The following is a 12352-nucleotide window of genomic DNA, read 5'->3' as shown; positions in this document are numbered from 1 at the left end:
CGGAACCAGAAACGCCTGAACCATGACTTTTTTAACCAAAACACAATAACACTTGAACACATAAACACTAAAACACTGTCATAAAATATGGTTTCACGTGAAACATCTCATAAACCCGATCAGTTCGACGTCATTGTCGTTGGGGCCGGGCATGCCGGATCAGAGGCGGCGCTGGCAGCGGCGCGCTCTGGATATAGCACATTATTAATAACACTCAATCTGGATGCAATCGCACGAATGTCGTGCAATCCGGCCATCGGTGGTCTTGCGAAAGGACATATGGTGCGAGAGCTCGACGCCCTTGGCGGGGAGATGGCGAAGGTCATCGACAAGACCGGGCTCCAGTTTAAAATGCTGAATAAGTCCAAGGGACAGGCGGTCTGGTCCCCGCGGGCCCAGGCGGATAAAATCACCTATCCGGGGGACATGACCCGCCGGATTGTCGCCGAACCGAATATTTACCTCCTCCAGGACGAGGGGATCGGACTGGAAACCAAAGACGGCAGAGTCACCGCGGTCGCAACCAGGCAACACGGTACTATTTCGTGCCGGACGGCCGTCCTGACCTGCGGCACATTTATGAATGGACTCATTCACATCGGCATGCGAAAGATCAGAGCCGGGCGGCTGGACGAAAAGCACTCTTCAGGGATGACGGAATATCTAAACAGTATCGGATTCGAGTCCGGACGCCTAAAAACCGGAACTCCGCCGCGCCTAAAAAAGGAAACCATCGACTTCTCGAAGACCAGCGTCGAAATCGGGGACGACGATCCGGTGCCGTTTTCATTTCAAACCAATCCGAAATCATTTAATCCTGACAACGTACCATGTCATTCCACGCGAACCACAGAAGAGACCCATGCAATTATTCGGAGTGGACTGGATCGATCGCCTATGTATACAGGTGTCATCGAAGGGGTAGGGCCGAGGTACTGTCCGTCCGTTGAGGACAAAATTGTTCGGTTCGACCAACGGGATAGCCACCACATCTTTCTCGAACCGGAATGGAGGGATGCCCCTGAGATTTACGTGAACGGTTTCTCCACCAGCTTGCCGGAAGACATACAAAAGAAGGCACTGAAAACCATTCCCGGTCTGGAAAGCGCCGAATTTCTCCGGCCGGGCTACGCCATCGAATACGACTTTTTTCCGCCTGCACAACTCAAACCCTCTTTGGAAACTCAAAAGGTGAAGGGGCTGTTTTTCGCTGGGCAAATCAACGGAACATCCGGCTACGAAGAAGCCGCCGCCCAGGGATTCATCGCTGGGGTAAACGCCGCAAACCATCTCAGGGATACCGATCCGCTTATTTTGGATCGCTCGCAGGCCTATATTGGCGTGCTTATCGATGATCTGGTAACGAAGGCTACCCATGAACCGTACCGGATGTTCACCTCCCGCGCCGAATACCGGTTACTGTTGAGACACGACAACGCCGACTTCCGGCTTATGGAATATGGCCACGACCTGGGTTTGATCCCGGATCACGTGTACCGGTATTCACGAGATCGGCGAAGCGCCATCGACGCCGGAATTGAGGCGCTGGAAAATGTCTCAGTGGAGCCCCAGGAGGTCAACGAGTCTCTCCGGAAAGCCGGCACCAAAGAGATTGACCAAAAACAGCCGGCAGTCAACCTATTAAAACGTCCGGAAGTAAAGATTGACACGATCCCGGCCCTTCGGCGAATCGTGGAAAACGCCATTGAATACGACGTCGATATTGATGACGCCACGGAACAGGTCGGCATTGAAGTAAAGTATGCGGGATATATCGATCGGCAACTTGGCCAAGTCGAATCTTTTAAAAAACAGGAAAGCAAAATTATTCCCGAGCGATTTGATTACGACAGCATTGACGCCCTGTCCAATGAGGGCCGGGAGAAGCTTCAGCGCATCCGGCCGCATTCGCTGGGACAGGCGTCCCGCATCCAGGGCGTCACACCCGCAGACATCTCGATTCTCTCCGTTCACCTGAAGCGCACCGCTTCCGCCGCATAATGTTTCACGTGAAACATGGCTGACCATCTTCAAACCATTTTAGCGGCTGTCCGTAGATCGGAGACGATGCGAAGCCTGTCGGCCGACGGTGGGCGGATTTCAGGTATTGCCGGGCTTTCAGGATCTCTCACCAGTTTTGTTGCCGGGGAGCTCTGGAAACAGAAAAAATCTACCTTCCTGATAGTAGCACCCGAACAACGCTCTGCAGAGTACCTCCGCGATGATCTTTCAATTGTATACGGCGAAGAGATCGTCGGGTATTTTCCGAAAGGGGAAACCCATGCGAAGGGGCGGTATTTCCGGGCAACCTCGGACGAGTTTCGCGTGGACTCTCTGGAGAAAGTGCTCCGGCCGGAGCCGGCCATTATCGTGGCTGAGCGCGATGCCCTGACCGAGCCCATCATCAGTCGCGGATCGTTCGAACAACGAACCATGGAAATACAAACCGGGGAAGAGTACCCGTTTGAGGATTTGCTTCGGAATTTGATCGATTTCGGTTATTCCAAAGAATCGATGGTCACCCAGCCCCTGGAAATCAGTGTCCGGGGGGGGATCATGGACGTCTTTCCGCTAGGTGCGGAAAACCCGTATCGGTTGGAATTCTTTGGTGATGAGCTGGAATCCATCCGTTCGTTCAGCATCTCCTCCCAGCGATCTATTGATAAAAAAAGTGCCGTCAAAATCCCGCCGGAGATTAGCGGCGAAGACCCGGAGCCGGAAACGCAATCGTATCTCTGGGATTATTTGCCGGAGAGCGCTGTCGTCTTTTGGCATTACTATGATGAAATTACTGCGGAATCCCCCGACGAAGACAAAACAGAGCCCTATGTCGCAAATCTCTCCCGGGCCTTTAATCACGTCTATTCTTATAAGGTACCGCCCCAGGGCAACCAATCCGTGCTCAATTTTCGATCGAATGCACAGGAAAGCATGCATGGTGACCTGGAGGTGCTCCAATCCCAGATTTCAAACGACCTGGCACGGGGGCACTCTGTGTATATCTGCTGCGAAAATGCCGAGCAGGTCTACCGGCTGAAAAAGGTCCTGGAACCGCACGAATACCAGTACATTTTTTCCCAGGAAATTTCCCAGGGATTCACCTATCCGGACGCCGGAATTTCCGTCTATACAGATCATCAGATTTACAGCCGGTTTAAGCCCCGCCGGACGTTCCAGAAGTTTGCCCACGAAGAGATTCCAAAATCCGTCGATCACCTGAGCCTTGGCGATTACCTGGTGCATCAGGATTACGGTATCGGCATCTATCGCGGGCTCCAAAAGGTGCAGCAGCGCGCTGGTGAATACGAATGTATCGTCATCGAATATCAGGACGGTGATAAAGTGTTCGTTCCGCTGCAGAAATTTCACCGGGTGCAAAAATATCAGGGCACCGAAGGTACCAGTCCGACAGTCCACAAACTGGGAACCAATCGCTGGGAAAAGCAGAAGAGCCGAACACAGCAGGCCGTCGATGAAATCGCGGACGATTTGGTCGATCTCTACGCCAACCGACACTCCATTGAGGGGTATGCTTTTTCCGAAGATGATGAGTTGCAGATGCAGATGGAATCAGCCTTTCTCTACGAGGAAACCGACGATCAGATCCAAGCTACGGAGGAGGTGAAGGAAGATATGGAATCGGCCTTTCCCATGGATCGCCTTCTGATTGGCGACGTGGGCTTCGGCAAAACCGAGGTGGCTATGCGCGCCATCTTTAAGGCCGTCTCCGACAGCAAGCAAGTGGCGGTTCTGGTGCCGACCACCATCCTCGCTGAACAACATTACTCAACCTTCCATGAGCGATTTCAACGGTTTCCAATCCGAACAGCCTCGCTTTCCCGGTTTCGAACAAAAAACGAACAAAAAGAGATTTTAAAAAATCTGAAATCAGGGCAATTAGATATTGTTATAGGCACCCATCGCCTGCTGTCCAAAGATGTGGAATTCAAAGATCTTGGGTTGATTGTCGTTGACGAGGAGCACCGGTTCGGTGTCAAGCATAAGGAAAATCTAAAAAAGATGACTGAGCGCGTGGATGTCCTCTCGATGACAGCCACGCCGATTCCGAGAACGCTCCAACTTTCGCTATCCGGCGCCCGGGATCTTTCAAAGATCGAGACGCCGCCAAAGGAGCGCCTCCCGATCTACACGGAGATCGCCTCGTTCACGGACGAGTTTCTCCGGGAGGTCATTATGCGGGAAATCAACCGCGGTGGCCAGGTGTATTTTGTCCACAATCGAATTCAAAATATCAATGTGATCCACAAGCGGCTCTCTACTATTATGCCGGATTTGAAGTTTGCGGTGGGCCACGGTCAGATGAAAGGCCACCAACTGGAGCAGGTGATGGTGGACTTCCTGCACCGAAAGTACGACGTGCTCATTTCCACGGCGATTATCGAGTCCGGGATTGATATGCCGAACGTCAATACTATTATAATTAATCGCGCAGACCATATGGGGCTGGCGCAACTCTACCAGCTCCGCGGTCGGGTCGGCCGAGCGAACCGACGGGCATACGCGTATTTGCTCGTGCCATCGACGCAAACTATGACCGAAGACGCCCGGAGCCGGCTTCAGACGCTTGAGAGTTTCACCCATCTCGGCGCCGGATTCCAGGTTGCGATGAAAGATCTTGCTATGCGGGGAGCCGGAAACCTGTTGGGGGTCAAACAGAGCGGATTCATCGATTCCATAGGATTCGACTTGTATATGGAGATGATCAACAAGGCTATCCAGGAGAAGCAGATCGAGCGCGGGATGGAACCAATTTCCTCGACGGAAACAGTGGACGCGGAAGTCAACGCCGCCTTCGATACGTACATCCCCGAGGATTACGTGCCCGAACCGGATCTCCGGATAGATTTTTACCGCCGGCTCAGTGGTGCGAAATCAGTGGAAGAGGTCAACGAGATTGCCGGCGAGATTGAGGATCGATTCGGCACTCCGCCCGAACCGGTGATGAATCTTGTGGAATCCATGCGGGTTAGATGTCTATGTAATCAACTGGGCATCAAGAAACTCCGCATCAAAGAGGATCGGGTCGCCGGTTCCTTTATGCCGGATGAACAGATGCAGGGAATTATTAATTACGAAGAGGTCGTTCCGACGATGTTGCAACTGTCGGAAAACCGATTTATCCCCAAGTTCGTTCCGGAAGATCAACTCCGGTTCATCTTGAAATATCGTCAGTACAGGAATCAGTTGGAGTCAATAAAATATTTCTTGATGCAACTACTCGAGACGGTTAAATTTCCAGAATCAAATTAATAGTTTATATCAATCTAATAACAAAGGGAAAGAAATAATGACGTTTCCTAAACAAATTAAAATGAAAGTTTCTTTTTCTTTAACTTTATTTGTTTTTGTAGCACTCATGATGGTTAGTTGTGGTCAAAAAGGGCCGGGACCGGCTGCTGTTATTGATGGAGAGTCGATTTCGGGAGAATATTTTTTATCTACCCGAAGCAGCAATTTTTCTGAGGTGGCCAGCGACCGGCAAGTGGAACAGCTCGAATCGTTTTATCATACGGTGCTTCGGGCGTACGATGCTGAACAGCAGGGAATGGATGAGCGGGATGAAGTGCAGAATGAAATCCATGGCAAGCAGCGGAGAATCAAGGTCTCCCAGCTATATGAGGCGTACGTTGTGGACAGCGTGATCACAGATGAAATGATTCGGCAGACCTATGAGAATATGGATGAGCGCCGACACATTCGACACATCCTGATTGCTGATAGCACAACCAGTCGTTCTCAGGATCGCAGCCCGGAGGAAGCTGAAGAATTGGCGAAAACCGTTAAACAAAAGATAGAATCCGGTGAGTTGACATTTGAGGAAGCGGTGCTAGAATATTCAACGGGACAGGCTGTGGCCGATACCGGAGATCTCGGAACCGTTCGCTGGGGCCAAATGGTGGGAAGCTTTCAGGAAGCCGCCTGGGATCTCCCGCTCAACACACTCTCCGATCCGGTAAAAACCCGCTACGGTTATCACCTGATCGAGGTGCTTGATGTTGATACGTTAGACAGAGGAACGTTTGAAGAGGAAAGAGCCCAGATCGAAGAACGGCTTCAGCGGGCCCGGCGCCAACAACTTGGGCAGCGGACCCGGGCGACACTCGAGAAAATCAAGGAAGAAACGAACTTTTCCTCTAATCCGGAAGCGATTAAAAATAATGTTGCACAGCTGGTTAAAGTCTACACCCAGATGAGTGACACGGGTTCTGAGCCGACATACAATGAAATGGTTGCGCAGATCGACTATCAGCCCATTGGGACCTTAGGGGACGGTGAAATTACGAAAGATCAGTTTCGGAAGATGCTGAACACCATTACCAATGAAAAATCCCGAATAATGCAGAATGAAAACTTTCTGATGCAAATGGTCAATCGGATCCTGCAGGAAGAATATATTTCGATGTATGCCGATGAATACGGAATCGAAAACTATAGCGATACCGAATACAAACTTCGCTGGGAAAAAGACCAGGTCCTGGATACCTACTATTTGGAAAATTCCGTGTTGCGGGATTTTCCGCCGGCAAATGATTCGCTTCGGGCTTTCTATGAAAAGATGAAAGCGGATAAGTACTCCGAGCCGTCGGAGGTCCATGTCCGGGAAATCTATGTGAGTGATAAAGAGACGGCGGATGAGGTTCGGAGTAAACTCGATGCCGGCGCCGAGTTCAATGAGTTGGCTTCTCAGTATACCGAACGACCTGAATTCAAGGAAACCGGCGGTGATTTAGGTTGGTTTACGACAGACCGTTACGGGGCCATCGGAAAAAAGGCCACTGCCATGGAAATCGGTAGCGTTGAAGGGCCGCTCCAGGTTGGCACGGGTTGGTCAATTATCAAATTACTGGACAGGAACAAGGGGGAAACCCATCCGTATGAAGAAATCAAAGGCACGGTCAAACAGGACTACATTGATATGTATCGTCCGAAACTAATTGAAAAGAACCTGAAAAACCTGGAGCAGAAATACGGGAGTGAAATTTATTACTCGGTACTTGATAATGTGTAAGAGGGGGATCGTTTTTCTCCTCGCCGCTGCGCTCCTTTGGTCCTGTGACCAGAATGAGCCCTCGAAGAATTATCTAGCGCGGGTGGATGACACCTATCTTACCAGAGATGATCTCAAATTTCTGTCAATTATTGACCCTGACGGTAAAATTCCCGAGGCCCAGTTGCAGGGATTTCTCAATGACTGGATTGATACGGAAATTTTAGCTCAGCAGGCATTGAAACACGATCTGGATCAGGATCCGTATTTAAAGAACCGGCTGGAGTCCTTTAAGAAAAAACTCCTCGCCGATACCTACATTCGGTATAATATCTACACCTCGCTCAAAGTCAGCGAACAGGAGATCCGGGAGTATTACGAGGAGCACAAACAGGTCTTCATGTGGGAGCATGATGCCGCCGAGGTGACTCATTATTTTGCGGCAAATGAGGATACGGCACGTCAAGTTTACAATATTTTGAGTAACGGGACCGCAGAAGAAAAAACCCTCCTGTATCAGAAAAACAGGCCGGACACCAAGGTTGTGACCGGCGGTGATATGGTACAGGAATTACAGGATGCTGTCTTTGGCACTAGGGCCAGCGGCGTATTACGGCCGGTGGAATCGGACTTTGGCTATCATGTACTTGTGGTCCAGCAACGCTTTCAGGCCGGAACCTATCAGACACTTGAACAGGTCCGGGACGAAATCCGGGAGCGGTTGCTCGTAACCGAGCAAAAACAGCATTATTATGAAGTTTTAGACAGCCTTAAGGGAGTGATTGATTTTGAAATTAATAAACAGATGTACAACAATATTTCCGGGGAACCGAACCAGCAAGTCAGTAAATAAATTTTTTCTCATCCCGCTGCTGTTACTTGTTCTGTCTGCTACTCCGATGTCAGCACAACAAGGACTCGTCGACGGAGTTGCCGCCGTTGTGGAGAATGACTATATCCTGTTGAGCGAGGTCAGGCAGTACGCCCAGATGCAAGCCATGCAGATGGGGATGAATCCGTACAATAATCCCCAGGAGTTTAATCGACTGAAACAGCAGGTCTTTCAGTCGCTCATCGATCAAAAAATTATTCAGGCCAAAGCGGAAGAAGATTCCATTATTATCAAAGAGCACCAGGTGGAACAGGCCCTGCAACAACAGATCGACAATATGATTGCCCAGACCGGAAGCGAACAGGCACTGGAAGAGGCACTGGGGATGTCAATGAATGAAATAAGAAACGAGTATCGGGAAGATGTCCGGAAACGATTACTGGTAGAACAGTACCAATCCACAAAATTTGCGGATCTGTCCGTCAGCCGTCGTGAAGTGGAACAATTTTATAATACTTATAAGGACAGTATTCCGGCGATGCCAAAACGGGTGAATATTTCCCATATAGTATTACGTGTCCGGCCCGACAAAAGTGCTGATTCCGCTGCCGTGGAAAAACTCCGGAATTTAAAGCAGCAACTCCAGTCCGGTGCCGATTTTGCAGAATTGGCCAAACAGCATTCCATGGATCCCGGCTCCAGGCAGCAAGGGGGAGATCTCGGATTTGTAGAGAGAGGCACATTAGTACCGGCCTTTGAAGAAGCGGCGTTTGCGCTTGACCCGGGCGGGCTCTCTGATATCATCAAAACCGACTTCGGCTATCACCTCATCAAATTGGAAGAACGCCGGGGTGAAAAAATCCACGTAAAACATATTTTGCTTTCGCCCCAGGCAACGGATCAGGATAACCAGGCCGTCATTCAACGCCTGAACGATTTGCGCGCAGAAGCGCTGACGGGAGCTTCGTTCGATTCTCTGGCCAAACAGCATTCCGAAGATACCGGCGCTGAACTGAATAGCGGGAACCTGGGATGGTTCGAGGTCCCGAACTTGCAGGTTGAAAAATTCAAACAGGTCGTGGATACTATGAAAGCGGGAGATATTAGCAAACCATTCCAGACACAATACGGCTGGCACATTGTAAAACTGAATGATATGAAACCTGGTGGAGAAGTCACCCTGGATAAAAACTGGGTAGAAATAGAACAGATGGTCCTTCGCCAAAAGCAACAACAGGAATACCAAAAATGGCTCAGTAACCTCCGGGATCAGTTTTACATAGATATAAAAATCAGCCCCCAGAATATATAACGACAGTGGTAGAGTGTTTAAGTGTTCAAGTGTTCAGGTGAATAATTTACGGTTACCGCATCACCTGATTTTTATCGCAGTACGGTATTATAGTGCGTGGGATTCTTAAGAGAAATCTTGAATATTATAGTACAGGTATTTTTTCCTTAAACATGTGAACACTTTAATACCGCCGTTAATCTATCCACATTTTGTGGACAACTTTTGTGGATAAGTTCCCCTGGGAGAATTCATCGGGAGTTATACACAGTTACGAACGAAATCAGTCGAGTTATGCACATGAATTCACAGAAAAAGCTGGCTCGGGATTTTGCTCTAATCCCTATGGAAAATACGCTCAAGGGTAGGCCGAAAAAAGTTATCCACAAATCCACAGTGCTTATTATTATAATTAAAGTATTATACCCAATTATTAATTATAGTTCTACGGTGGATAACCACCCCCTCAGCCTATTTTGTATAGCAAAGATAAGTCTGAAGAACCCTAAAAAATCCTTGTTGAAACAGTGGATTTTAAGTAGATTTTATAAATCTATTAAAATTGAATAAGACATAGAAAAATCAGTGGGTTAGCCGAATTCCACAGGAGACAACTTATGCGTTTCTCAGTTGAAAAAGCAGTTTTGCACAGCGCCATCCAGCAGGTCGCGAAAGTCGCACCGGCCAGGTCTACGCTTCCTATCCTGAATTGCATCCTTTTTACGGCGGAAGAGAATAAACTGATCCTGCGGACGACCGATCTTGAAATCACCATGCAGACAATTATTCCTGTGATGGTAGAGGAAGAAGGTCAGGTCGCAATTCCAGCGCGATTTATTGGTGATATTACAGGCGAGCTGCCTGAGACCGAATTACACTTCTCCATGGATGAGGGGTTACAGGTTGAACTGGATACGGAATTCGGCGATTACAATATTGCCGGGAAGGATCCGGAAGAATTTCCGGCGCTGCCCTCAATGGACGAAGAGCAGACCGTGGAGATGGAAAACGACATCCTGAACCGGCTAATAGACAAATCAGCTTTTGCTGTTTCCAAAGATGAATTAAAGCCGGCACTGACGGGGGTTCTCTTTCAGTTTCGGCCGTCTGATACAAGAGCCGTTGCCACGGACGGGCACCGGCTAGTCCGTTGCATTCGCCAGGATGCCGGATCACAGAACTTCCAGGGCGACGTAATTATTCCCACAAAATTTCTGAATATTGTCAGCAGTAATATTAAATCCTCCGAGGGACAAACCAGATTACAGGTCGGCGAAAATCATGTGAAGGTAGAATTTGACGACTCCGTTGTGTATACACGGATTATCGATGAGCGCTTCCCGGATTACGACAGTGTCATTCCGTCTGATAATGACAAGGAAGTGCTGGCGGATATCGACGAGATGTTGTCGACGCTGAAGCGAGTGAATATCTTCGCAAATAAGTCGACACATCAGGTGACATTGAATTTTGATAATAATAAACTGACTGTTGCCACGGATAACCCGGAAAATAACGCATCGGCTCAGGAAGAGTTAAACGTGCAATATACCAGTGAAGCGCTCACCCTGGGTTTCAATGCGAATTACGTGATGGATATTCTCCGTCATCTCGATACCAAGGAAGCCATCATCAAACTGAAGTCCCCTATTAGTGCCGGTCTGATTTATCCGTCGGAACAGGAGCAGGATGAGGACATCACCATGTTGCTCATGCCGATACGGTTGAACGAGTAATTATTCTGATCGATTATCGAACAGACGTGACATTTCGAAACAGGCGGAAGTGAATCAGGCACTCAGATGCCAGTGCGGCGGATAACTATGACGCAATTCCGGAACTATGATAGGCAGACCGCTGAATTCAGCCCGGCGATGAATATTCTCTATGGGCCGAATGGGAGCGGTAAAACTACCGTGCTGGAGGCGATTCATTGTCTGGCCGTGGCAAAAAGTTTTAAAACGCATTACGACCGGCATCTGGTGCAGCACAATACGGATTTTTACCAGCTGGAAGGCGAATTTTCCAATGATAACAAAACAGATTTGATCCAGTTGAATTATATGCCAAACAAAGGGAAAAAACTGTTCATCAATAAGGCAGAGCAGGATAAGCTCTCCATAGTGGTTGGGCGCTATCCCGTAGTGACGTTGACCCCGGAAGATGGAGAAATTACAACCGGTCCACCGGCCGTGCGACGGAAATATATCAACAAAATGATGTCCCAGGCGTCATCGGATCATATGGAAAATCTTATTCAACTCGGCAAGGTGCTGGATCAGCGGAATGCGATTCTGCAGGATGCGGCTGATTCCAATGCGGGCAAAGTGGATGAAACGCTTATCTCCGTCTATGATGATCAACTCATCACAGAGGCCGCAAAAATCGAAAAAGCTCGGCAGGAATTCTTCGAAAATTTCCGGGCGCTTTTCCAGACGGTGTATGAATCATTAAACGGTCTGGAACGGTCGGTTCAGATTCGCTTTTCCCCATCGGTGGCATATGAAAATGATGACCAGTTCGACTCCGAGTTCCGGGAGGCACTGGATCGGCGGAGAAATCAGGAGTTAGCCTTTCGTCGAACCATGGTCGGCCCCCAGAGTGACGTGATCGATCTCTATATGGATGGGAATAGTTTGAGAGAGTACGGGTCCCAGGGTGAGCACAAAATTATCCTGATCGGACTGAAACTGGCGGAGGGTCGCTACATCGCTAACGCCAAGAACCAGTCACCGATTTATCTGTTCGACGATCTGTTCGCAGAACTGGATATTCAGCGGAGTCAGCGAATCCTGAGTGCGCTGGACGATCGGGGACAGATGCTCATCACCTCGACGGACCTGAGTGATGTCCGGCAGCACGGAATCGACATCTCTGGAGAAGGTATTAAAGTTTTTGATATGGAAGAGTTCAAAAGCCAGGGAGCCGCGGCATGAAAGGGATGAGTAAACTGGCGGAGAGCCTCGAAAAGATGATAGACCAGTATGACCTGAAGGGGCCGCTGGATCAGAGTAAAACGCTGGAACTCTGGGATGAGGTGGTTGGCGAAAAACTGGCATCCAAAACACATCCGGAAAAAATAGAACACGGCAAATTGATTGTGAAGGTGGACTCACCCACCTGGCGGAACGAGTTGCAGTTTCACAAGGAGCAGATTAAGAAGGATCTTAACACCCGGATTGGGAAAAAAATTGTTAAACAGATTGTATTCGTATAGATA

The 12352-nt window shown here is 49.1% G+C and carries 8 protein-coding genes; all 8 read left to right on the top strand.

From position 1 onward, the window contains the following. The first annotated feature begins 87 nt into the window (after nucleotides 1-87). The 8 genes from mnmG (at nucleotide 88) to K9N57_07830 (ending at nucleotide 12349) form a co-directional block, all read left to right on the top strand. Nucleotides 88-2001 (top strand): tRNA uridine-5-carboxymethylaminomethyl(34) synthesis enzyme MnmG, encoded by a 1914-nt coding sequence (mnmG, locus tag K9N57_07865; GenBank protein ID MCF7804090.1) that lies wholly within the window; start codon nucleotides 88-90, stop codon nucleotides 1999-2001. 15 nt (nucleotides 2002-2016) lie between these two features. Further along, nucleotides 2017-5271 carry a transcription-repair coupling factor gene (gene mfd, locus K9N57_07860; GenBank protein MCF7804089.1) on the top strand — a complete coding sequence of 1085 codons (3255 nt, stop codon included), beginning with the start codon at nucleotides 2017-2019 and terminating at the stop codon, nucleotides 5269-5271. Between the two features lie 106 nt (nucleotides 5272-5377). Further along, nucleotides 5378-7030, top strand: coding sequence for a peptidylprolyl isomerase (locus tag K9N57_07855; protein MCF7804088.1), 1653 nt, complete (start codon nucleotides 5378-5380; stop codon nucleotides 7028-7030). Next, the gene (locus tag K9N57_07850) at nucleotides 7023-7862 is read left to right on the top strand and encodes a peptidyl-prolyl cis-trans isomerase (protein MCF7804087.1); all 840 of its coding nucleotides are present in this window, start codon (nucleotides 7023-7025) and stop codon (nucleotides 7860-7862) included. Before K9N57_07855 ends, K9N57_07850 begins: the two co-directional genes overlap by 8 nt. Further along, on the top strand, nucleotides 7798-9153 hold the full coding sequence (locus K9N57_07845) for a peptidylprolyl isomerase (protein ID MCF7804086.1): 1356 nt from the start codon (nucleotides 7798-7800) through the stop codon (nucleotides 9151-9153). The genes K9N57_07850 and K9N57_07845 overlap by 65 nt, the downstream gene beginning before the upstream one ends. A 596-nt stretch (nucleotides 9154-9749) precedes the next feature. Then, on the top strand, nucleotides 9750-10868 hold the full coding sequence (gene dnaN, locus K9N57_07840; protein MCF7804085.1) for a DNA polymerase III subunit beta: 1119 nt from the start codon (nucleotides 9750-9752) through the stop codon (nucleotides 10866-10868). Between the two features lie 87 nt (nucleotides 10869-10955). Next, nucleotides 10956-12068: a DNA replication and repair protein RecF gene (gene recF, locus K9N57_07835; protein MCF7804084.1), complete on the top strand. Its 1113-nt coding sequence runs from the start codon at nucleotides 10956-10958 to the stop codon at nucleotides 12066-12068. Continuing rightward, nucleotides 12065-12349: a DUF721 domain-containing protein gene (locus tag K9N57_07830; GenBank protein ID MCF7804083.1), complete on the top strand. Its 285-nt coding sequence runs from the start codon at nucleotides 12065-12067 to the stop codon at nucleotides 12347-12349. The genes recF and K9N57_07830 overlap by 4 nt, the downstream gene beginning before the upstream one ends. Nucleotides 12350-12352 lie beyond the last annotated feature (3 nt).

This window comes from Candidatus Neomarinimicrobiota bacterium, from assembly GCA_021734025.1.
In the GTDB taxonomy this organism is placed as follows: Bacteria; Fidelibacterota; JAANXI01; order JAANXI01; family JAANXI01; genus JAANXI01.
Note: the sequence above shows the minus strand (reverse complement) of the source record. Positions and strands in the feature narration are given on the sequence as shown.